This is a genomic window from Stutzerimonas sp. S1 (assembly GCF_025966695.1).
GTDB lineage: Bacteria > Pseudomonadota > Gammaproteobacteria > Pseudomonadales > Pseudomonadaceae > Stutzerimonas.
This window is the reverse complement of the sequence record NZ_JAOEIY010000006.1, coordinates 399,032-421,819: the sequence shown is the minus strand read 5'-3', so window position 1 is coordinate 421,819 and position 22,788 is coordinate 399,032. Positions and strand designations below refer to the sequence as shown.

Annotated in this window: 20 protein-coding genes; 6 read left to right on the top strand and 14 right to left on the bottom strand. The window is 64.8% G+C overall.

Going from position 1 to position 22,788, the window contains the following annotated elements:
• Positions 1-239: 239 nt before the first annotated feature.
• The 8 genes from pcaD to N8H22_RS15645 all read right to left on the bottom strand — a co-directional run bounded on the left by pcaD (position 240) and on the right by N8H22_RS15645 (position 6,010).
• A complete protein-coding gene (gene pcaD, locus N8H22_RS15680) occupies positions 240-1,028 on the bottom strand; it encodes a 3-oxoadipate enol-lactonase (protein ID WP_264591440.1) in 789 nt (262 codons plus the stop codon).
• 85 nt (positions 1,029-1,113) lie between these two features.
• Positions 1,114-2,319 (bottom strand): 3-oxoadipyl-CoA thiolase, encoded by a 1,206-nt coding sequence (pcaF, locus tag N8H22_RS15675; RefSeq protein WP_264591439.1) that lies wholly within the window; start codon positions 2,317-2,319, stop codon positions 1,114-1,116.
• Complete coding sequence (locus tag N8H22_RS15670; protein ID WP_264591438.1) at positions 2,316-3,098, bottom strand: CoA-transferase subunit beta; 783 nt, start codon at positions 3,096-3,098, stop codon at positions 2,316-2,318. The genes pcaF and N8H22_RS15670 overlap by 4 nt, the downstream gene beginning before the upstream one ends.
• A complete protein-coding gene (locus tag N8H22_RS15665) occupies positions 3,098-3,949 on the bottom strand; it encodes a CoA transferase subunit A (RefSeq protein WP_264591437.1) in 852 nt (283 codons plus the stop codon). The genes N8H22_RS15670 and N8H22_RS15665 overlap by 1 nt, the downstream gene beginning before the upstream one ends.
• A 214-nt stretch (positions 3,950-4,163) precedes the next feature.
• Positions 4,164-5,006 carry an IclR family transcriptional regulator C-terminal domain-containing protein gene (locus N8H22_RS15660; RefSeq protein ID WP_264591436.1) on the bottom strand — a complete coding sequence of 281 codons (843 nt, stop codon included), beginning with the start codon at positions 5,004-5,006 and terminating at the stop codon, positions 4,164-4,166.
• A 226-nt stretch (positions 5,007-5,232) separates the two neighbouring features.
• Positions 5,233-5,607 (bottom strand): hypothetical protein, encoded by a 375-nt coding sequence (locus tag N8H22_RS15655; RefSeq protein ID WP_264591435.1) that lies wholly within the window; start codon positions 5,605-5,607, stop codon positions 5,233-5,235.
• A gap of 74 nt (positions 5,608-5,681) precedes the next feature.
• Complete coding sequence (locus tag N8H22_RS15650; protein WP_264591434.1) at positions 5,682-5,831, bottom strand: hypothetical protein; 150 nt, start codon at positions 5,829-5,831, stop codon at positions 5,682-5,684.
• A complete protein-coding gene (locus N8H22_RS15645; RefSeq protein ID WP_264591433.1) occupies positions 5,831-6,010 on the bottom strand; it encodes a hypothetical protein in 180 nt (59 codons plus the stop codon). Before N8H22_RS15645 ends, N8H22_RS15650 begins: the two co-directional genes overlap by 1 nt.
• Before the next feature lie 234 nt (positions 6,011-6,244).
• Here N8H22_RS15645 and N8H22_RS15640 point away from each other — a divergent pair, with 234 nt between their 5' ends.
• Positions 6,245-7,054: a DUF1206 domain-containing protein gene (locus tag N8H22_RS15640; RefSeq protein ID WP_264591432.1), complete on the top strand. Its 810-nt coding sequence runs from the start codon at positions 6,245-6,247 to the stop codon at positions 7,052-7,054.
• A gap of 112 nt (positions 7,055-7,166) precedes the next feature.
• Here the strand turns inward: N8H22_RS15640 and putP (N8H22_RS15635) are convergent, their stop codons facing one another.
• Complete coding sequence (gene putP / locus N8H22_RS15635; RefSeq protein WP_264591431.1) at positions 7,167-8,651, bottom strand: sodium/proline symporter PutP; 1,485 nt, start codon at positions 8,649-8,651, stop codon at positions 7,167-7,169.
• 209 nt (positions 8,652-8,860) lie between these two features.
• Positions 8,861-10,864 (bottom strand): TonB-dependent receptor, encoded by a 2,004-nt coding sequence (locus N8H22_RS15630; RefSeq protein WP_264591430.1) that lies wholly within the window; start codon positions 10,862-10,864, stop codon positions 8,861-8,863.
• A 226-nt stretch (positions 10,865-11,090) separates the two neighbouring features.
• Here N8H22_RS15630 and N8H22_RS15625 point away from each other — a divergent pair, with 226 nt between their 5' ends.
• A complete protein-coding gene (locus tag N8H22_RS15625; RefSeq protein WP_264591429.1) occupies positions 11,091-11,315 on the top strand; it encodes a DUF3203 family protein in 225 nt (74 codons plus the stop codon).
• A gap of 123 nt (positions 11,316-11,438) precedes the next feature.
• On the opposite strand, the gene putP (N8H22_RS15620) is transcribed toward N8H22_RS15625, so the two are convergent.
• The 3 genes from putP (N8H22_RS15620) to N8H22_RS15610 form a co-directional block, all read right to left on the bottom strand.
• Complete coding sequence (putP, locus tag N8H22_RS15620; RefSeq protein WP_264591428.1) at positions 11,439-12,923, bottom strand: sodium/proline symporter PutP; 1,485 nt, start codon at positions 12,921-12,923, stop codon at positions 11,439-11,441.
• Between the two features lie 300 nt (positions 12,924-13,223).
• On the bottom strand, positions 13,224-16,385 hold the full coding sequence (putA, locus tag N8H22_RS15615) for a bifunctional proline dehydrogenase/L-glutamate gamma-semialdehyde dehydrogenase PutA (protein WP_264591427.1): 3,162 nt from the start codon (positions 16,383-16,385) through the stop codon (positions 13,224-13,226).
• Between the two features lie 262 nt (positions 16,386-16,647).
• Positions 16,648-17,403 (bottom strand): AraC family transcriptional regulator, encoded by a 756-nt coding sequence (locus tag N8H22_RS15610; RefSeq protein ID WP_264591426.1) that lies wholly within the window; start codon positions 17,401-17,403, stop codon positions 16,648-16,650.
• 125 nt (positions 17,404-17,528) lie between these two features.
• Between N8H22_RS15610 and lon the strand changes: the two genes are divergently transcribed.
• The 4 genes from lon to cmoB all read left to right on the top strand — a co-directional run bounded on the left by lon (position 17,529) and on the right by cmoB (position 22,447).
• Positions 17,529-19,916, top strand: coding sequence for an endopeptidase La (lon, locus tag N8H22_RS15605; protein ID WP_264591425.1), 2,388 nt, complete (start codon positions 17,529-17,531; stop codon positions 19,914-19,916).
• Between the two features lie 170 nt (positions 19,917-20,086).
• Entirely contained in the window at positions 20,087-20,491 is a 405-nt protein-coding gene (locus N8H22_RS15600; protein WP_264591424.1) for a protease inhibitor I42 family protein, read from the top strand.
• Between the two features lie 253 nt (positions 20,492-20,744).
• Positions 20,745-21,488, top strand: coding sequence for a carboxy-S-adenosyl-L-methionine synthase CmoA (gene cmoA / locus N8H22_RS15595; protein ID WP_264591423.1), 744 nt, complete (start codon positions 20,745-20,747; stop codon positions 21,486-21,488).
• Positions 21,485-22,447 carry a tRNA 5-methoxyuridine(34)/uridine 5-oxyacetic acid(34) synthase CmoB gene (gene cmoB, locus N8H22_RS15590; RefSeq protein WP_264591422.1) on the top strand — a complete coding sequence of 321 codons (963 nt, stop codon included), beginning with the start codon at positions 21,485-21,487 and terminating at the stop codon, positions 22,445-22,447. Before cmoA ends, cmoB begins: the two co-directional genes overlap by 4 nt.
• A gap of 16 nt (positions 22,448-22,463) precedes the next feature.
• Here the strand turns inward: cmoB and N8H22_RS15585 are convergent, their stop codons facing one another.
• On the bottom strand, positions 22,464-22,691 hold the full coding sequence (locus N8H22_RS15585; RefSeq protein WP_264591421.1) for a hypothetical protein: 228 nt from the start codon (positions 22,689-22,691) through the stop codon (positions 22,464-22,466).
• Positions 22,692-22,788: the final 97 nt, after the last annotated feature.

Sequence of the window (22,788 nt, the reverse complement as noted above, 5' to 3'; positions counted from 1 at the left end):
AGGGTTCGATTCCCTTCGCCCGCTCCAGACACCACACGATGATGCCCTGTTTTTACAGGGCTTTTTCGTTTTTGAAGTCGCTGGGCGCTATTGCACGCTAGTCAGTAGTGATGGCCAGACTGAAGCCAGTCCCGACGGACTGAACTCGCTTCGATACCTGGCCGATAGAGCGGTGAGACGCCGTCCCACTTCTTTGTGCGGAGTGGAGCCTGACGCAGCCTGCTCCACGGTCTGTCGGCTCAGCCGCGCAGGAAATCCAGCACGCGCAGAGTAAAGGCTTCGCCGGCCTCGACGTTGGATAGGTGCGCCGCGTCGAGGGTCACCAGGTCGGCACCGGCAATACGCTGCTGCATGAACTCGCCGTGTTCGACGGTTGTCACCGGATCCTGCTGGCCACATACCACCATTGTAGCGGCCTTGATCGCACCCAGCTGCTCACGAAAGTCGGCGTCACGCACTGCTGCGCAGTTGGCGACATAGCCGTCGGGAGACGTGCCCGCGATCATGGCAGTGATGCGGCCTGCCGCAGCCGGGTGGCGTTCAGCGAAGGCCGGGGTGAACCAGCGCGCGATGGAAGCGTCGCGCATGTCGCGCATGGCCTGCTCGCGGCCTTTCAGCACCTGGGCGATCCGCTCGTTCCATATTTGATCGCTGCCAATCTTTGCCCCGGTATTGCACAGCACCAGCCGCTGCAAGCGCTCGCCGGCGTGGACGCCGAGCCACTGGCCGATCAGCCCGCCCATGGACAGACCGCAGAAAGAAAACTTCTCGATACCCAACGCATCGAGCAGCCCCAGCACGTCGCAGCCAAGTTGCTCGATGGTATATGGCCCATCGGTGACGCTCGATCCGCCATGGCCACGGGTATCGTAGCGCAGTACATGGAAGTGCTCGGCAAAGGCCGGAACTTGCTCGTCCCACATGCCCAAACTGGTACCCAGGGAGTTCGACAGCACCAGCACGGGCGCCCCAGCGGCGCCATCCAATCGGTAGTTCAGGCTGGCATCGGCCAGTTGTACGGTAGGCATCGTCTCTCTCACTTCAATACTGTGTTCGACCAAGACGCACGACAGCGAGTCCGGCGCAGTTAATAGCAAACTGCATTCAGCCCGATCAGACCCGTTGCAGCACCAGCGCCAGCCCCTGGCCGACGCCGACGCACATGGTCGCCAACCCGAGCTTGCCGCCGGACTTTTCCAGCTGGTGAACAGTCGTCATCACCAGGCGGGCGCCGCTCATACCCAGCGGATGTCCCAGGGCGATGGCGCCACCGTTGGGGTTCACCTTGGGGCTGTCGTCAGGCAAACCGAGATCGCGGGTCACCGCCAGGCCCTGCGCGGCGAAGGCCTCGTTGAGTTCGATGACGTCGAAATCGCTGACCGCCAGCCTCAGCCGCTCGCACAGTTTCTTCACCGCCGGTACCGGGCCGTAACCCATGATGCGCGGGGCGACGCCGGCGCTGGCCATGCCGAGCACCTTGGCGCGCGGCTTTAGGCCGTACTTCTGCACCGCTTCGGCGCTGGCGAGGATCATCGCCGCCGCGCCGTCGTTGACGCCCGAGGCGTTGCCAGCGGTGACAGTCTTGTCCGGGCCGTTGACCGGCTTGAGCCTGGCCAGCGCTTCGGCGGTGGTGTCGGCCCGCGGATGCTCGTCGGTGTCCACCACCGTTTCGCCCTTCTTGCCCTTGATCACCACCGGGACGATTTCCTCTGCGAAGAAGCCGGCTGCCTGGGCGGCAGCGGTGCGCTGCTGGCTGCGCAGGGCGAAGGCGTCCTGATCCTCGCGGTTGATCTGCCACTCGTCGGCGACATTGTCGGCGGTCTGCGGCATGGCATCGACGCCATACAGCTCCTTCATTTTCGGATTGATAAAGCGCCAGCCGATGGTGGTGTCCTCGATCTTCTGTGTGCGACCGTACGCAGTTTCGGCCTTGCCCATCACATAGGGCGCGCGGGACATAGACTCGACGCCACCGGCAATCGCGAGCTCCATTTCACCGCAGGCGATGGCACGAAACGCGGTGCCCACCGCGTCCATACCCGAGGCGCAGAGACGGTTCAGGGTCACGCCCGGCACCGTCTCCGGCAGCCCGGCGAGCAGCGCGGCCATGCGTGCGACATTGCGGTTGTCCTCGCCGGCCTGGTTGGCGCTGCCCATGAACACCTCGTCGACCGCCGCTGGATCGAGCCCAGGGTTGCGTTCGAGTAGCGCCTTGAGCGGAATCGCCGCCAGGTCGTCAGCCCGCACGCCTGCCAGCGCGCCGCCGAAGCGGCCGATGGGGGTACGCACGGCATCACAGATGAATACGTCGCGACTCATTCCTCTCCTCCTTGCTGACCGTGGGCAGCGGCGGTTCGTGCCTCCAGGGCGCGCAATGCTTCCAGTTCCTCGGCGCGCGGCGCTTCGGTGGTGGTGACCTGCTCGGCGAAACGGATCGGCCAGCCGGTGTTCTCGACCACCTGCTCGCGGGACACGCCCGGGTGCAGCGCGGTGACGATGAACTCATGGGTGCCGGCTTCCGGCTCCATGATGCATAGGTCGGTGATGATTGCCACCGGGCCCTTGCCGGGCAGCCCCAGCTGCTTGCGGTGCTCGCCACCCTCGCCGAAACCGACGGAGGTGATGAAGGCGAGCCTATCGACGAAGGTGCGATGCGACTGCTTGAGGATGATCAGCACTTCCTTGGCGCTGCCAGCAATCTCCGGCGCGCCGCCGGCACCTGGCAGGCGCACTTTCGGCTGGTGGTAGTCACCGATCACCGTGGTGTTGATGTTGCCGTACTTGTCCACCTGCGCGGCGCCGAGGAAGCCTACGTCGATACGCCCACCCTGCAACCAGTAGCGAAATATCTCGCCGGTGGGCACCACGGTGTCGGCGGTCTCGGCCAGCTCGCCGTCGCCGATGGACAGCGGCAGCACGGACGGCTTGGCGCCGATCGGGCCGGATTCGTAGATCAGCACGACTTCCGGTGCATGGGTCAGGCGCGCCAGGTTGGCGGCCTTCGATGGCAAGCCGATGCCGACGAAGCAGACGCTGCCATTGCCGAGGCGGCGGGCGGCGGCGACGGTCATCATTTCATTGGTGCTGTAAGCGCTCATCAGTTGGCCTCCCCGGCGAGCTTTTGCTTGAACTCAGCGAAATCGTCCGTGCCGCGAATGTAGGTTTCGATCCAGGCAGTGAACGCTTCGCGGTCGCGGGCGATTGGGTCCCAGGCCTGGTAGAAGCGGTTGTCGCGCTCGTAGTAGCCGTGGGCATAGGACGGATGCGCGCCGCCCGGCACCCGGCAGACCGCGGTCAGCGCCCAGGTCGGCAGCACGCAGGCGTTCATCGGTGCGTTCAACTCGTCGACGATTTCTTCGACGGTGACAATGCAGCGTTTGGCGGCCAGCGCGGCTTCCTTCTGCACACCGAGGATGCCCTGGATCAGCACGTTGCCCTTGCGATCGGCCTTCTGCGCGTGGATCACGGTGACGTCCGGGCGCACGCTCGGCACTGCGGCAAGCACCTCGCCGGTGAACGGACAGCTGACCGACTTGATCAGCGGGTTGACCTTCGGCAGATCGGAACCGGCATAGGCACGCAGCACCGCGAACGGCAGGCCGGAGGCACCGGCCACGTATGCGTTGGCGAGATCCGCGTGGCTGTGCTCCTCGATCTCCAGCGGCTGCGGCCAGCCCTTCTCCACCGCGTCGCGCAGACGGTGTAGTGAGCCGACACCGGGATTGCCGCCCCAGGAGAAGATCAGCTTCTTCGCGCAGCCGGCGCCGATCAAGAGGTCATAGACCAGGTCCGGCGTCATGCGCACCAGCGTCAGGTCCTGCTTGTTCTGGCGGACGATCTCATGAGCGGCAGCCGTGGGGATCAGGTGAGTAAAGCCTTCCAGCGCAACGGTGTCGCCGTTCTGGACGAAGCGCTCGACGGCTTCGCGGAGCGTAAGAAGTTCAGCCATGAGTCGGATCTCGTGTTGTTTTCGGTACGCAGCGTGCGTTGATGAAAACGTTAACGATCCGGCCACGACGTAACAATCCGATAATCGACATAAGGTTCGATTATCGAACACATTGCAGCAGTGGTTATCTCTCCTCCAGCATCGCTGGACTCACCGCCTTCATCAGTGCGCGGCGCACTGTGAGGTGATCGGCAGCCGTGTCTGGAGCCGATCGTCAGTGGAACAGTCGCGTGCTCAGCTCACGGCTGGCTTCGAGCAGTACCGGCAGAAAGCGCGATTCCAGTTCCTGCCGTGACACCCGTCCGGCGTGAGTGCCGACGTTCAACGCGGCCAGTACCTGGCCGGCTGAATCCTTGAGTGGAACGGCCAAGGAGCGCAGGCCCATTTCCAGCTCCTGATCGACGATCACCCAGCCCTGGCGTCGAATCTCGGCGATGTTCTCGCGCAGCGCTTCCGCGGTGTGCAAGGTGCGACTGGTCTTCACCTGCAGGTCCGCTCGAGCCAGGTAGTCATCCAGCGCAGCATCGTCGAGAGCCGCCAACAGGATGCGCCCCATCGACGTGCAATAGGCCGGCAGGCGGCTGCCCACCGAAAGATCCACCGAGATCAACCGCTGTGGCGTTGCCGAGCGCGCCACATAGAGCACCTCGTCACCTTCGAGCGTTGCCATCGAGCAAGCTTCGTGGAGCTGCTCGCTGAGGCGATCGAGGATCGGTTGCGCGGTCACCGCCAGCGGCGTGGAGGACAGATAGGCGTGACCGAGCGTCAGCACCTTGGGCAGCAGCGAATAGGTGCGCCCGTCGGTGGTGACGTAGCCGAGCTTCATCAGCGTATGCAGGCAGCGGCGCACGGCAGCGCGGGGAATTTCCGTGCGATGGCTGATCTGCGCGATGGTCAGGTGGCGCTTGCGTTCCTGAAAAGCGTGAATCACCGCCAGACCACGGGCCAGCGACGTCATGAAGTTGGGATCGCCGGTTAGCGCCTCGATACGCTTGGCCGGCGACGCCACGATGGGCGGTGCCATCGGCGGCAGGTGAACGCGGTGATCATCGGTCATGGCAAGGGGCCCGGGCGCTGACAATGGCGCGATTATCGACACACAGCTCGATAATCGCCAACTACCGGCTCAGCCCCCCAACGAAAAATCGGACAGCAACTCCATTCGCTAGGCGAAGGAGCGCGTCCGATCAAAAGGAACGTATAGCGAAGGCAGCGTCGTTGGGTCGTAACCCTACACCTCTATCTACGGCCGCTGATCCCGGTGTATCGAGGCGCCTTCAGATTCAGCGTTCATGCCGCCACTGTCGTCGATGATCGCGGGATTTGGCGTGATATTGCTCCTTTCGTGGCGCCTCCCGCCGCGCCTGAAACTTCTTGTACTCCTGGCGATGGTGTTGATACCGGGGTGAGTGCCGATCATGGATCTTGCTGTAATCGTGGCGCGGCTCATGCCGGTCGTAACGGACAGGTGGCGGCGGTGCATAGCGGCGATAATCGGGACGCTCGTAGTAGTAATAGCGCGTCGGGTAGACGTCGTGGCGATGCTCCCGATGGACGCCGTGATAGTAGGGCCGCTGATAGCCATGGTCGCCATGGCCGTAAACCGTGCAGCCACTCAGCAGGGTCAGCACGACGAGCAATATGGGAAGACGGGACATGCGATGTCTCCTGATAGCGCAAGATCGGTCGACGACCTTGCTGAGCGGGCTCTGCGGAGCAGACGCCCGATACGTCAACAGCTGCCTTTCTTGGCCTGTCCTGGCGGGCAATGTGGTGGACCGCCTCCGGCGTCACCGATATCGATGCCGATGCCCGGCAGGCGCAGGCTGCAGCCGGAGATCAACAGGGCGGCCAAGCCCACGGCTAGCAAACGCGCAGTCATCAGCAGCTCCCCTTCATACGGTGCCCTGGCGGGCAGAAGCCACCTCCGTGACCGTGGCCGCCAAGATCCACACGTACCGCGTCCGCATCGCCGATACGCGCATGCACGCCGGGTGCACTGAAACTGCAGCCAGCGAGACCGAGCGTTACACCGAGCAACAACACCATCCAGACTTTCATCGAGATACTCCTTGATTCTCCACGGCCTTAAGCCCTTTCCGCCCAAGCGCCAGCAGACGCAGCTGGACGATGGATCAGACCGTGGCCGTTTCGTCCCGTTCCGCTAGTCGGTATTAATTCTTCGCAGCTCTCGGAGGCTCGAGAAGCAGTCGACTTCCGCCGAACTGAAATAGCCAGCTCGCGTCCCACTGAAGAGGCCGCTACTCCAAGCGGCCGAACGGTCGGAGCACAAGCATGAATATGACTCGAGGTGTGATCTGGCTGGCCCGCAGTGGCTATGCCGCCCGCGGAGTGGTCTATGCCATCGTCGCCTTTATCGCGGTGCTGGCTGCGCTGGGTGCAGCACGATCCGTGGATACCAAGGGCGCCATCCAGCAACTACTGGCACAACCGTTCGGCGCCGGGCTGCTCTGGCTGATCGTGATCGGCCTGCTCGCTCACGTCGCCTGGCGCTTCACCCAGGGAATACGTGATACCGACCGCCACGGCTCCGATGCAAAGGGACTGCTGATCCGCGGTGGCCTGCTCGGTAGCGGCGGGGTCAATCTGCTGCTGGCGCTGTTCACCCTCAGTTTGATCAGCGGGCTGGATACGCTCGCCAGTGGGAACAGCTCGGGTGGCGGCAAGGCAGACCTGCTGCAGCGTCTGCTCGGGCTGCAACATTCGAAGTGGCTGATCTACGTGGTTGCCCTTGTCCCGCTGGGCGCAGGTATCGCCCATCTGATCAAAGCTTGGCGGGCGCATTTCGAACGTTATTTCCAATGCGACTCGCAGACCATGCGGCTGGTCAGGCCGATCTCTCGGATCGGCCTGGCGGCCCGCGGTTGCGTCTTCTTGATCATCGCCGCGCTGCTGTTCATGGGCGGCAGTCGTTACCAGCCCACCGACCCGCCCGGCCTCAAGGAAGCGTTCGAAGCCCTGCAGAGACTGCCGGCAGGCTCCTGGCTACTGCTGGCGATCGGCATCGGCCTGCTTGCCTTCGCCCTGTACAGCTTCGCCGAAGCGCGCTGGCGGCGGATCGACCTGTCGGAGGTGATGGACTAAGACGCCGCGTAGTAGCTGGGTTGCGGACGCTGGCGCACCTCCGGGCCACAGGGTGGCTGGCCGGGACTCAGGCGCGTTTGATCGTGTCAGGATCAAACGCGCCCTGCCCTTCTCAGCCGGCGTGGTAATCCGCGTCGGCCTCCTCGAAGCGCTTGACGATGCTCGGCGCGGGTTCCGCGCCCAGCTTGCTCACCACGAGGATGGCCAGGCTGGCGAGGATGAAGCCCGGGATGATTTCGTACAGGCCCAGACCGATGAACTCCTTCCACACCACCACGGTGACCGCGCCCACCAGCATACCGGCCAGCGCGCCGTTGCGCGTCATGCGCTTCCACAGCAGCGAGATCAGCACCACCGGACCGAACGCCGCGCCGAAGCCGGCCCACGCGTAGGACACCAGACCCAGCACCTTGCTCTCCGGGTTGGAGGCGATGCCGATGGCGATCAGGGCGATCAGCAGCACCATGCCGCGGCCGACCCAGACCAGTTCAGTCTGCGAGGCGTGTTTGCGCAGCATGGCCTTGTAGAAGTCCTGCGTCAGCGCGCTGGAGCTGACCAACAGCTGCGCGCTGAGCGTGCTCATCACCGCCGCCAGTACGCCGGAAAGGATGATGCCGGCCACCCACGGGTTGAACAGGATCTTCACCAGTTCCATGAACACGCGTTCACCGTTCTGGGTGACCGCACCAGCCTGGGCCGGGTGGTCGGCGAAGTAGGCGATGCCGAGAAAGCCCACCGCCACGGCGCCGGCCAGGGTCAGGATCATCCAGGTCATGCCGATGCGACGGGCGTTGGGAATGGTCTTGATCGAGTCGGCCGCCATGAAGCGCACCAGGATATGCGGCTGGCCGAAGTAGCCCAGGCCCCAGGCCATGAGCGAGATGATCGCGACGAAGGACAGCCCGCGGAACATGTCGAAGTTGGCCGGGTTCTGCGCCTCAATGGTGGCCATCACGCTGCCCATGTCGCCCAGCGCGAGGATGACGAACAGCGGCGTGATCAGCAGCGCGAAGATCATCAGCGTGGCCTGCACCGTGTCGGTCCAGCTCACTGCCAGGAAGCCGCCGATGAACACGTAAAGGATGGTCGCCGCGGCGCCGACCCACAGCGCGTACTCGTACGGCATGCCGAAGGTGGACTCGAACAGCCGCGCGCCGGCCACCACGCCCGAGGCGCAGTAGATGGTGAAGAACACCAGGATCACCAGCGCGGAGAAGATCCGCAGCATGCGGCTCTCGTCCTCGAAGCGGTGCGAGAAGTAGTCCGGCAGGGTCAGGGCGTTGTGGTTGTGCTCGGTGTGCACGCGCAGGCGACCGGCAACGAACAGCCAGTTGAGCCAGGCGCCGACGATCAGGCCGATGGCGATCCAGCTTTCCGACAGGCCAGCGACGAAGATCGCGCCGGGCAGGCCCATCAGCAGCCAGCCGCTCATGTCCGAGGCGCCGGCCGACAGCGCGGTGACGAAGCTGCCGAGGCTGCGCCCGCCGAGGATGTAGTCGGAGAAGTTCTTGGTAGCACGGTAGGCGATGAAGCCAATCAGGATCATCGCCGCGATGTAGATCACAAAGGTGATCAGGGTAGGAGTGCTGACGTTCATGGGACTTGTTTTCCTTGTAGGTCCTTGACGCTCCATCGCCTGGCCCAGCAACGACCGGCACCCGCAACGGAACAATCGAGGGGCGCAAGGATAGCGCGTCGCCCGCATGGCTGCGCGTGACCGCCGGGTTCTCCAAACGCGTCGGCGTCGCCGCACTCGACGAGAAAGGGCCGGCAACTCGTGCCAGCCCTTTCACGCGACCGCCGCGATCAGAACGCCAGGCGCACGCCCACGGCCAGGTTGCGACCGGGCAGCAGCACCTCATCCTTGATGAACGAGGTGTGCTGACGGGCCTTCTCGTCCAGCAGGTTGTTCGCCTTGAGATAGAGCAGGTAGTCGGTCTGGCTCAGCGAGCCGCTGTAGCCGAGGCTGGCACCGAGCATGTTGTAGCCGCCGGTTTCGGTTTCGTAGTCGGCTAGGTCGTCCTGACGCTGCACACGATAGAACTCCAGCTGACCGTTGAGCGCCGGGGTGAAGCTCTGGTCCAGCCGCACGCCGAGGCGATCGGCGGGCATACGCGGCAGGTCGCCACCGCCGTCGCGCAACTTGCCGCGCACGTGATCACCGAACAGCGTGAAGGCGGTGGCGTCGGTCGCCTGGAAGCGCACCTCCCCTTCCGCGCCGGTGAGCACGGCATCCTGCTGGCGGTACTCGATCTCGCGGTAGCCGCCACCGATATCGTGACCGGTGTCGGCGGCGTAGATGAAGTCATCCACCTCGTTGCGGAACACGCTGAGGCTGAAGGTGGTACGGCCGGCGAACTTGCGCAGGGTGATCTCGGCGTTGTGTGAGGTTTCCTCTTCCAGGTCCACGTTGCCCAGTTCGACGGTGCGGGTCGCGGCGTGCGGGCCGTTGGCGTAGAGCTCCTCGGCACTGGGCAGGCGCTGCGAACGGGTCAGCGAGAAGCCCAGCGAGTACTGCGGGGCGAAGGTCCAGACCGCGCCGGCGGACATCGAGGTGCCGCTGTGGTCGGTATCCGGGCGGCCATCGGCATCGATGTCCTGCCATTCGTGGCGCAGGCCGAGTTCGTAGCGCCAGGCGCCAGCGGTGTATTCCTCGAGCAGGAACAGGCCGTGGTTGCGGGTCAGGGTCTGCGGCACGTAGGCCTCTTCGCCGAGGGCTTCGAAGTCGCGACGCAGGGTCTGCGCGCCGAACACCCCATGCCAGCCAAACAGCGGCTGATGGGTCAGCTCCAGGCGGGCGTCGGTGGCGTCGTTGTTGAAGCGGGTGCCCACTTCGCCGCCTTCGATCTCCTTGTGCTGGTAGTCGCTGTGGCCGACACGCAGCCGCGCCAGCTCGAAGCCCGGCAGCGGATCGCTCAGCTCGCCGCGCAGATCCCAGCGCTTCTGGCGCATGTCGACGTAGGGCACGCTGCCGTGTTCGTCATGATCGTGGTCGTCGTGGCCACCGCAATGCCAGTCGCTGCCATGGGTATGGCAATCGGCATGCTCGTGGGCCAGCAGCCCGTAGCGGTTGTTCTGCTCACCGTAGGCAGCGCCGATGTAGCCACGCTCGCCGATGAAGCTGGCGCCCAGGTTGAAGCTGTCGGTGTCGTTGTAGGAGCCTTCCTGCTTGTCCGGCGAACCGGGGATTTCATACGGGTCGGCCTGGCGCTTGGTGCCTTCGGCGCGCACGGCGAAGTTGCCGCTGCCGGCGGTGATGCCGAACACCCCGGCACCTTTGTTGGCGACGCTGTTGGCGCGCAGCTCCAGCTCGCCTTCGTAGCCCTTCTCTGGGACGCGGGTGGGAATCTTCTTGTCGATGACGTTGACTACCCCGCCGATGGCGCCGCCACCGTAGAGCAGGGTCGCCGGTCCCTTGAGCACCTCGATGCGCTCGGCCAGCAACGGCTCGCTGGTCACCGCGTGGTCTGGGCTGATGGTGGAAGCATCAAGCAGCTCGACGCCATCGCTCAACACCTTGACCCGGGCGCCATCCAGCCCGCGGATCACCGGGCGCGCCGCGCCAGCGCCAAAGCTGCTGGAGCGCACGCCCGGCAGGCTTTCCAGGGTTTCGCCCAGCGTCGCTTCACGGCGCAGCACCAGTTCATCTCCCTCCATCACGGCAGCTGGCGTGGTCATCTCATGGCTCTGCTTGGCCAGGCCGCTGGCGCTGACCACGACGGATTGCAGTTCGACCGGATCGGCGGCCCAGGCAGCCGGAACCAGGGCCAGGCTGATCGCCCAGGCCAGGGGATGACGCTTCAGTTTCATGTGATTCTCCAGACAGTGGCGATTGCCTTCCAAGGCAACCGAACGAGGCTGTGCGCCGGCGTCAAACAGGGGCGCCGGTTCACGGGGCAAGAATCTAGCATGTTATATCGTAACATTTAAGCCTGTTTTTCCAGTGACAGGTACAACCGATGTGCCCTGTTCGTGGTCGACATGGAAACGCCGCGCGGCCCGCGCGCGGCTTTTGCACCGTTTCGGGAGGTAGATCATGACCGTCGACATCGACACCACCACCGGTACCTGCTGCGTGGTGATCAACGGCAACCCGCACCGTAGCGCCCTGATGGACGTGCGCATCACCACCGATCCCCAGGCACGCATGTCGGTGATGAACATCGACGGCACCAGCATCCACGTGCCGGAAGACGAAGCCGAACACCTGATCGCCGCCGGTGCGGTGGACGATCGCTCCAACCTGGTAGCAGACGACTGATACGGCGATCGGAGAAGCAAAACCCCGGCTAGCCGGGGTTCTGGTTACGCAAGGTGATGGCCTATGCCGGCCAGGTGTTCAGGGTGCGAATGATCCTGCTGCGGTCAATGCACCCTGCCCTTCTTAACCCGCGTGATAATCCGCGTCGGCTTGCTCGAAGCGCTTGACGATGCTCGGCGCCGGCTCGGCGCCCAGCTTGCTCACCACGACGATGGCCAGGCTGGCGAGGATGAAGCCCGGGATGATTTCGTACAGGCCCAGACCGATGAACTCCTTCCACACCACCACGGTGACGGCACCGACCAGCATGCCAACCAAGGCACCATTACGGGTCATGCGCTTCCACAGCAGCGAGATCAGCACCACCGGACCGAACGCCGCACCGAAGCCGGCCCAGGCGTAGGACACCAGGCCCAGCACCTTGCTGTCGGGGTTGGAGGCGATGCCGATGGCGATCAGCGCGATCAGCAGCACCATGCCGCGGCCGACCCAGACCAGTTCGGTCTGCGAGGCGTTCTTGCGCAGCATGGCCTTGTAGAAGTCCTGGGTCAGCGCGCTGGAGCTGACCAACAGCTGCGCGCTGAGCGTGCTCATCACCGCCGCCAGTACGCCGGAGAGGATGATGCCGGCGACCCAGGGGTTGAAGAGGATCTTCACCAGCTCCATGAACACCCGCTCGCCGTTCTGGCTCACCGCACCGGCCTGGTCCGGGTGGTCGGCGAAGTAGGCGATGCCGAGGAAACCCACGGCGACGGCGCCCGCCAGGGTCAGGATCATCCAGGTCATGCCGATGCGGCGGGCGTTGGGAATGGTCTTGATCGAGTCGGCCGCCATGAAGCGCACCAGGATGTGCGGCTGACCGAAGTAGCCCAGGCCCCAGGCCATGAGCGAGATGATCGCGACGAAGGACAGCCCGCGGAACATGTCGAAGTTGGCCGGATTCTGCGCCTCGATGGTGGCCATCACGGTGCCCATGTCGCCCAGCGCGAGGATGACGAACAGCGGCGTGATCAGCAGCGCGAAGATCATCAGCGTGGCCTGCACGGTGTCGGTCCAGCTCACTGCCAGGAAGCCGCCGATGAACACGTAAAGGATGGTTGCCGCGGCGCCGACCCACAGCGCGTACTCGTACGGCATGCCGAAGGTGGACTCGAACAGCCGCGCGCCGGCCACCACGCCCGAGGCGCAGTAGATGGTGAAGAACACCAGGATCACCAGCGCGGAGAAGATCCGCAGCATGCGGCTCTCGTCCTCGAAGCGGTGCGAGAAATAGTCCGGCAGGGTCAGGGCGTTGTGGTTGTGCTCGGTGTGCACGCGCAGGCGACCGGCGACGAACAGCCAGTTGAGCCAGGCGCCGATGATCAGGCCGATGGCGATCCAGCTTTCCGACAAACCAGAGACGAAGATCGCCCCGGGCAGGCCCATCAGCAGCCAGCCACTCATGTCCGAGGCACCGGCCGACAGCGCCGTGACGAAGCTGCCGAGGCTGCGCCCGCCGAGGATGTAGTCGGAGAAGTTCTTGGTGGCACGGTAGGCGATGAAGCCGATCAGGATCATCGCGGCGATGTAGATCAGAAAGGTGATCAGCGTGGGTGTACTGACGCTCATTGTGAATCCCTCGTTAGTTGTTGTTCGGCGCTACGCGAGCGAGCCCGCGCGCCGCCTTGGCAGAGGGCGATGGCAAATACGGCCATCACCTGCGACAGGCCCAACCCGGGCCCGTCAGTGGCGGAAGAGCGTCCGCCATCTGTTCCGGTTATTGTTCTGATCCAGCAGCGAAACAGCCGTAGAGTCCGCCGTGTTCGTAGGGTGGATGGCCGAAGCCATCCACCAACCCGCTGCATCCACGTGGCTGCATGCGCGTGGAAAATCGCTTCGCGAGTTTTCCACCCTACGATCTGGTCTCGCTCAGTCGTCGCCGAGCGACAGCAGCGAGGCGTTGCCGCCCACCGCCGTGGTGTTAGTCGAGGTGGTGCGCTCGTTGGCGAAGCGCAGCAGGTAGCCCGGGCCGCCCGCCTTCGGGCCGGTGCCCGACAGGCCGCAACCGCCGAATGGCTGCACGCCCACCACCGCACCGATCTGGTTGCGGTTGACGTAGAGGTTGCCGATCCGCGCCAGGCGCTCGATACGCTCGGCGGTTTCCTCGTTGCGGCTGTGCACGCCGAGGGTCAGGCCGTAGCCGGTGGCGTTGATCGCCGCGACGACCTTTTCCAGGTCTGCCGCGTCGTAGCGCACCACATGCAGCACCGGGCCGAAGTGCTCCTTCTTCAGCTGGTGGATGCCGTCGATCTCGAAGGCCACCGGCGCCACGAAATGGCCATTCAGACCAGCCGGCAATGTCGCCTCGGCGATCAGTCGCCCTTCGCTCTTGAGCTGCTGGATATGCGCCAGCAGGCCTTCGCGCGCCTCCTGATCGATCACCGGGCCGATGTCGTTCTCACGCAGATGGGTCGGACCGACCCGCAGCTCGGCCATGGCGCCCTTGAGCAGCTCGATCACCCGATCGGCGATATCACGCTGCACATACAGCACGCGCAACGCCGAGCAACGCTGGCCGGCACTGGTGAAGGCGGAGCCGACGGCGTCCTTGATCACCTGCTCGGGCAGCGCGGTGGAATCGACGATCATCGCGTTCTGCCCGCCGGTCTCGGCGATCAGCGTGGCGATCGGCCCTTCCTTCTCGGCCAGCTGGCGGTTGATGATGCGCGCCGTGTCGGTCGAGCCGGTGAAGCACACGCCGACCACCCGCGGATCGCGACAGAACACGCCGCCCAGGGTGGCGCCATCGCCGGGCAGGAAGGCGATTGCCTCCTTCGGCAGACCGGCTTCGAACATCAGCTCCAGCGCACGCGCGGCGATCAGGCTGGTCTGCTCGGCCGGCTTGGCCAGCACGGTGTTGCCGGCCACCAGTGCCGCGCTGATCTGACCGAGGTAGATGGCCAGCGGGAAGTTCCACGGGCTGACGCAGACAAACACGCCGCGCCCCTCATGGAACAGCTCGTTGCGCTCGCCGGTCGGGCCTTTCAGCTCTTCGCGGCCAAGCTTCTGCCGCGCCTGCTGGGCGTAGTAACGGCAGAAATCCACCGCCTCGCGCACCTCGTCGATACCATCCTGCAGTGACTTGCCGGCTTCCACAGTACACAGGGCCATCAGCTCGGCGCGGTGCTGCTCCAGCAGATCGCCCAGGCGTTCCAGCACTGCGGCACGGGCTTCCACCGGTGTGGCATTCCAGCTCGGCCAGTAAGCCGCCAGCCGCTCGACCGCCTGGCGTGCCTGCTCGGCGCTGGCGAACTGGGCCTGGCCGACGACCTTGCTCAGCTCATAGGGGCAACGCACCTCGGACGGCGTACCGGCCAGGGTCTGCCCGCCGATCACTGGCGCGGCCTGCCACTGGCGGTCGAGGAAGGGTTGGTAGGCGCTGGCCAGTTCGTTCCATTGTTGTTGGATATTCATGTTGATCCCTTGGGAGTTCTTGCGATTGCCGAACAGCGCCGGCGGCAGCGGAATGCGGGGGTTGCCGAGCGCCGCGAACTGGCGCAGCTGGCTCACCGGGTGATCGATCAGCGACTCGACCGGCACGCGCGGATCGACCAGCTGATGGACGAACGACGAGTTGGCGCCGTTCTCCAGCAGACGGCGCACCAGATAGGGCAGCAGGTCCTTGTGCGCACCGACCGGCGCGTAGATGCGCACGTTCTTGCGGTACTTCTCGATCACCGTGTCGTACAGCGCATCGCCCATGCCGTGCAGGCGCTGGAACTCGAATTCGCGCGGCGTGGCGGTCTGCTCGGCCATCGCCAGGATGCAGCTGACGGTGTGTGCGTTGTGGCTGGCGAACTGCGGGTAGATGACGCCGCGGGTGTGCTCGGATAGCAGGTAGCGCGCGCAGGCGAGATACGAGGTGTCGGTGCCTTCCTTGCGGGTGAACACCGGGTAGCCGTCCAGGCCCTGGACCTGGCACTGCTTGATCTCACTGTCCCAGTAGGCGCCCTTGACCAGCCGCAGCGGGATGCGCGCGCCCAGCTCGCGGCCGAGCAGGGTCAGCCAGACCAGCACCGGCAGGCAGCGTTTGGAGTAGGCCTGGATGACCAGACCGAACTCACCCCAGCCGGCGATAGCCGGGTCGCGCAGGAGCTTTTCGTACAGTTCCAGCGACAGCTCGAGGCGGTCGGCCTCCTCGGCATCGATGGTGATCCCGACGTTCAGCCGTCGCGCGAGGATGGCCAGTTCACGGACGCTGGCGAACAGCTCACTGAGCACGCGTTCGCGCTGGGCGACTTCGTAGCGCGGATGCAGCGCCGACAACTTGATCGACACCGACGGACGCGGCCCCTTGCCGACCTGCGGCTCGGCGCCGACGGTTTCCACGGCCTGACGGTAGTCGGCCATGTACTTGGCGGCGTCTTCGGCGGTCAGCGCGGCTTCGCCGAGCATGTCGAAGGAGTAGGTGTAGCCCTTCTCCCGCTCCGGGCGGCCGTTCTTCAGCGCTTCGGCGATGGTGCGACCAAGCACGAACTGCTTGCCCATCAGCTTCATCGCCTGGTTCATCGCGCTGCGGATCACCGGTTCGCCGGAACGCTTGAGCAGGCGACCAATGACGCTCTTCGGCCGGCCGTCGGCAGTTTCCGGATCGACCACCTTGCCGGTCATCACCAGGCCCCAGGCGGCGAAGTTGACCAGCACGTTGTCGCTCTGGCCGAGGTGGCGTTCCCACTCGGCGGCGTTGAGCTTGTCGCGAATCAGCGCGTCAGCCGTGGCGGCATCCGGCACGCGCAGCAGCGCTTCGGCCAGGCACATCAGCATCAGCCCTTCCTGGGTGTCCAGGCTGTACTGGCGCAGCAGTGCGTCGAGGGTATCGACGGCATTGTCACGCCCGCGCACCGCCTCGATCAGGCTGCGCGCTCGCTCGCGAATGGCGGCAATGCCCGCCTCGCCGGGATCGGCGAGCTGCAGCAGTTCGGTGAGATAGGCCGCCTCGTCAACGCTGTAGTTGGCGCTGATGGCGGGAAAGAATTCCGCGGCTTTCTGGTTGGCGAAGGCGCCTTCCAGCACGTGACCGGCCTTGAACATGCGCCGCTCCTCTTGTGATTGTGTCTGCTTATAGGTCTAGTCCACGGCCAGGCTGATGGTGCAGCACAAGACAATGAGCCAGGTCGGGAGACGGAATGTAGGGGCAGCGTGACGCGTCGTTCTTGCGCAAAACTATGGAAGTTTTACGAAAAACTCCGAAAGCCGGACGCCGAAATACGGCGGCAATGAAAGCGCACCAGGATGGCGCAGGAATATGCGCCTGATAGCTGAAGAGCCCGAAAACAGGGCGCTCAGAAGACGCTCAGGAGTCGGACTTGCGCAATCCGCGAGGGGTCAGACCGAGGTAGCGGCGGGTCGCCGTGGTCAGTGCGCTCTGGCTGGAGAAGCCGCACTCCTCGGCGATGCGTACCAGTGGCAGCGGCGTTTCGCGCAGCAGGCGGGCGGCACGATCGAGGCGCGTCTTGAGCAGGTACTGGTGCGGCGTGAGGCCGACGCAATCCTTGAACTGGACGTGGAAGTGACTGGGGCTCAGGCAGGCCACTTGGGCCAGCTCGGCGACGGTGATGCGCCGCGCCAGGTTGTCCTGAATATGGCTGTCCAGCCGCTGCAGATCCAGAGTGCCGGCCGGGCGCTGCTGGGATTCGCCGAACAGCCGCAGGTGCAGCGCGCGCAGCAGCACACCGCCCAGCGCCCGGGCCAGCAGCGGATCGCTGCCGTAGCGCGCCAGTTCGGCACCGGCGTAGGCCAGCAGGTTCTGAAAGTCCGCATCCAGCGCCGGGTAGCGCGGCGCTTCGAACAGCCGGGCGAGCAGCTCCGGGTCTTCGGTGCCAACATCCTGCTCGTCGAGATCGATGATCAGCATGCGGTTGTCGCCCATGCCAGCGAAGCCGTGGTCGGCATCGCCCGGCACCAGGCAGGCGCGCATCCGGCAGACTTCGCCACCCGAGCCATTGACCTCGAATTCCGCGCGCCCAGAAAGCGACATCACCAACTGGTGATAGTCGTGGGCGTGCTTGTGAGCCTGGTCGTCCAGGCGAAGCAGACGGGCATTGAGCATGATGGGCACCTGAGTATCTGCGGCACTCTACCGAACCGCGGCAATGCTGCCCACCCTCCTCGCCGGGATTGAAATCGTCGCCTCCACCACCCATCTAAGCTGCACGTATTCGCAACGGGTGCCGCATGAACGACGACATCAATCAGGATCACATCGAGCAGGAAATCATCTCCTCCAATGGCCTCGTACTGCCCGACCAGCAGCTACCGGACAAGCTCTACATCATTCCCGTGCACAACCGGCCATTCTTTCCCGCGCAGGTGCTGCCGGTGATCGTCAACGAAGATCCCTGGGCCGAGACCCTGGAACGCGTGGCCAAGACGCCGCACCAGCGCGTGGCACTGTTCTTCGTCGATTCGCCGGTGCTGGACATGGCGACTTTCGATCCCGACAGCCTGCCGGAACACGGCACCATGGTCCGCGTGCACCACGCCACCCAGGAGGGCGGCAAGCTGCAGTTCGTCGCCCAGGGCCTGGCGCGAGTGCGCATCCGCGGCTGGCTGCGGCGCAAGCCGCCGTATCTGGTGGAAGTTGATTATCCGAAGAGCGATGACGACCCGCGTGACGAGGTGAAGGCCTACGGCATGGCGCTGATCAACGCGATCAAGGAGCTGTTGCCGCTCAACCCGCTGTACAGCGAAGAGCTGAAGAACTACCTCAACCGCTTCAGCCCCAACGATCCCTCACCACTGACCGACTTCGCTGCCGCGCTGACCACCGCGCCGGGCGCAGAACTGCAGGAAGTGCTGGACACCGTGCCGGTATTGAAGCGCATGGAAAAGGTGCTGCCGCTGCTGCGCAAGGAAGTCGAGGTCGGCAAGCTGCAGAAGGAACTGACCGGCGAGGTCAATCGCAAGATCGGCGAGCGCCAGCGCGAGTTCTTCCTCAAGGAACAGCTGAAGATCATCCAGCGCGAGCTGGGCATCACCAAGGACGACAAGAGCGCCGACGCCGACGAATTCCGTGCCCGCCTGGAAGGCAAGGTGGTGCCGCCCGCCGCGCAGAAACGCATCGACGAGGAGCTGAACAAGCTGTCGATCCTCGAAACCGGCTCGCCGGAATACGCCGTCACCCGCAACTACCTGGACTGGGCCACCGCCCTGCCCTGGGGTGTGTACGGCCAGGACAAGCTCGACCTCAAGCGTGCGCGCAAGGTGCTCGACAAGCATCACGCCGGGCTCGACGACATCAAGAACCGCATCCTCGAGTTTCTCGCCGTCGGCGCCTTCAAGGGCGAGATCGCCGGCTCCATCGTGCTGCTGGTCGGCCCGCCGGGCGTGGGCAAGACCAGTATCGGCAAATCCATCGCCGAGTCACTCGGGCGGCCGTTCTATCGTTTCAGCGTCGGCGGCATGCGCGACGAGGCGGAGATCAAGGGCCACCGCCGCACCTACATCGGCGCCCTGCCCGGCAAGCTGGTGCAGGCGCTCAAGGATGTCGAGGTGATGAACCCGGTGATCATGCTCGATGAGATCGACAAGCTCAGCAGCAGCTACCAGGGCGATCCGGCCTCGGCGCTGCTGGAGACCCTCGACCCGGAGCAGAACGTCGAATTCCTCGACCACTATCTGGACCTGCGCCTGGACCTGTCCAAGGTGCTGTTCGTCTGCACGGCGAACACGCTGGACTCGATTCCCGGCCCGCTGCTCGACCGCATGGAGGTGATCCGGCTGTCCGGCTATATCGCCGAGGAGAAGCTTGCCATTGCCAAGCGTCACCTGTGGCCGAAGCTGTTGGACAAGACCGGCGTACCCAAGCAGCGCCTGGCCATCAGCGACAGCGCTATGAAAGCGGTGATCGAGGGCTATGCCCGCGAGGCCGGCGTGCGTCAGCTGGAAAAGCAGCTCGGCAAGCTGGTGCGCAAGGCGGTGGTCAAGCTGCTGGAAGATCCGCAAGCGGTGCTGAAGATCACCCCGAAGGATCTCGAAAGCTACCTCGGCAAGCCGGTGTTCCGCAGCGAACAGGTGCTCTCCGGCGTCGGCGTGATTACCGGTCTGGCCTGGACCAGCATGGGCGGCGCCACGCTGCCGATTGAGGCGACGCGCATCCATACGCTCAACCGCGGCTTCAAGCTCACCGGCCAGCTCGGCGAGGTGATGAAGGAATCGGCGGAAATCGCCTACAGCTATGTCAGCTCGCACCTGAAGCAGTTCAAGGGTGATCCGGCGTTCTTCGACCAGGCCTTTGTCCACTTGCATGTGCCGGAAGGCGCCACGCCAAAGGACGGCCCCAGCGCCGGTATCACCATGGCCAGCGCGCTGCTCTCGCTGGCGCGCAACCAGCCGCCGAAGAAAGGCGTGGCCATGACCGGCGAGCTGACCCTGACCGGCCATGTGCTGCCGATCGGCGGGGTACGCGAGAAGGTCATCGCCGCGCGACGGCAGAAGATCTTCGAGCTGATCCTGCCGGAGGCCAATCGCGGCGACTTCGAGGAGTTGCCTGACTACCTCAAGGACGGCCTGACGGTGCACTTCGCCAGGCGCTTCGCCGACGTGGCCAAGGTGCTGTTCTGAGCGAACACCGGGCAAGCGGACCGGCGCAAAGCGCCCCTTGCCCGGCGCCAGCGCCACGTCCGAACGTCCTGGACGAGCCGTTCAGGCGCTCGACCCGCGCCTCGTCAAGCCTGGGACTGACGCACAAGGACGGCTATCCTCTTGGCATTTCATCCCGACCGGTGCCGCTCATGTCTTTCGTCATCCGCCGCGCGTTACTTCCCGCCACCGTGCTTCTGCTCAGCGCTTGCGCACAACAGGCGCCCCAGACGCTGACCCTGGACAACCACGTTCGTAGCTGCCGGCCGATGCAGCTGGCTCAGGGCCAGGAATTCAACCTGCGCCTGCCAAGCAACCCGACCACCGGGTTCCGCTGGACCTTGCGCGCCGACGCCGCACCGCAGCTGAAATTGCTCGGCCCCGAGGTCTACACCGTCCCGGAGGAAGCCGGCTTGGTCGGCAGTGCGGGAGTCTCCACCTGGCGTTTCCGCGCGGTCGCCAGCGGCGAGGCTTTGCTCGGACTGGACTACGCGCGGCCATGGGAACTGGGGGTCGCCCCGGCGCAGCAGTTCGATTGCCGCATCCGGGTCGAATAATTCCCGGGCGCATCCTCACACGAGTACCGGCAGGTCCAGGGCGGGAGCCTGCGTGCCGTGTTCGTATTGGCGGCGACGTGCTGGTACACAAGGTCCGCAATGGCGAGCCGCAGATCCGTCGCTACCAAGTCCAGCGCAATACGCTGGAACCGCCCCAGGGCGCCGGCGAGTTTCTTTCCGATCAGCTGAAATGAGCAACCCTGGCGCGCACTTGGGCTAAAATGCGCGCCTTTTCGCTTCGCCGGACACAGCTGTGACGCAACTTCCCGACCGAATCTATGCCACCCCACAGGCGCAGATCGCCGACTTCGTGTTCAACGAGGACGTGGTGCGCGTATTTCCCGACATGATCAAACGCTCTGTCCCGGGCTATCCCACGATTGTCGAGAACATTGGCGTGATCGCCGCCCAGTTCGCACAGGCAGATACCCACCTGTACGACCTGGGCTGCTCGTTGGGCGCGGTTACGCAGGCGCTGCGCCGTCACGTTGCCGCTGATAATTGTCAGGTGATCGCTGTGGACAACTCCGCGGCAATGGTCGAGCGCTGCCGCGAGTACCTGCATGCGCAGGATTCGATGTTCCAGGAGCTGCTGCCCGTCGAGGTCATCGAAGGTGACATCCTCGCGCTGGAATTCCAGCCCAGCTCGCTGGTGGCGCTGAACTTCACCCTGCAGTTCATCGCCCCCGAGCAGCGCCCGGAGCTGCTCGGCAGGATCCGCCGGGCATTGGTGCCCGGCGGCGCGCTGATCCTGTCGGAAAAGCTGCGTTTCGAAGACGAGCAGGAGCAACAGCTGCTCACCGACCTGCACATCGCCTTCAAGCGCGCCAATGGTTACAGCGAACTGGAAATCGCCCAGAAGCGCAGCGCCATCGAGAACGTGATGAAGCCGGACAGTCTGGAAACCCATCGCCGGCGGCTACTGGACGCCGGTTTCTCTAAAGTGGTGCCCTGGTTCCAGTGCCTGAACTTCGCCTCGCTGATCGCCCTGCCATGAATCTCGACCTGACTCCCCTCGCCTGGCGCCTGGCCGGCACGCCGCTCGCCGCCTGGGCCAACGGACTTCAGCAGCAACTGGACGCCAAGCTCGCCATCGGCCACGGCGACTTGCCGCGCTGGCGTCGTGCTGTCGAGGCGCTGCCCGCGCTGGCGCCGGTACAGGTCGAACTGCGTGACGGCTTCCGCCTCGACGCCGCTTGTGACGACACCATGCGCCAGGCCACCCACGAGGCGCTGATGGGACTCTCTCCGTGGCGCAAGGGGCCGTTCGATGTATTCGGCGTGCACGTCGATACTGAATGGCGCTCGGACTGGAAATGGCAGCGCGTCTCGCCGCATCTGGATTTGGCCGGCAAGCGCATCCTCGACGTCGGCTGCGGCAACGGCTATTACATGTGGCGGATGCTCGGTGCAGGCGCCGACAGCGTGGTCGGCATCGACCCGAACTGGCTGTTCTTCTGCCAGTTCCATGCGATGAAGCGTTACCTGCAGGAACTACCGGTCTGGCATCTGCCTTTCGCTCTGGAGGAGCTGCCGGCCAAGCTCGAAGGCTTCGAGACGGTGTTTTCCATGGGCGTGCTCTATCACCGTCGCTCGCCCATCGACCATCTGCTCGACCTCAAGGATTGCCTGGTTCGCGACGGCGAACTGGTGCTGGAAACACTGGTGGTGGAGGGCGACGAGAACACCGCGCTGGTACCGGAAGACCGCTATGCGCAAATGCGCAACGTCTGGTTCCTGCCCTCGGTGCCGGCACTGGAACGCTGGCTGCGCCGGGCCGGCTTCGTCGACGTGCGCTGCGTGGACGTCAGCATGACCAGCGTCGAGGAACAGCGCAGCACCAAGTGGATGCGCTACCAGTCGTTACCCGACTTCCTCGACCCGCAGGATCATGGCCGCACCGTCGAAGGGCTGCCGGCGCCCATGCGCGCCGTGCTCCTCGCCCGCAAGCCCTGAGCCGCCTCCTCGATCATCAAGCCCCGGTGCGGCGCTTGCGGCGCCGCCCTTCCACCACTTGCCACAGCGGCAGTCGCGCCCGCTCGCAGAGCTGCTGACGATCGAGATCGCGTGCCGCCAGCTCGCGGTCGTCCAGTCTCAGCAGCTGTCGATACAGGTGTCGCTGGCGCCAGGCACGGAACCAATCGTGCAGGCAGCGCTGCAGATCGAGCGGCCACATCGCCGGCATATAGACATCAGGCATTTCGGGCTCCGCTGGGCGCGGCGCTCGGACGCTGCGTGGCTCTATAGACATGCTCACCTCCGTTTCGCTGACCATGGCGCGTCCCGAATGGTGACGG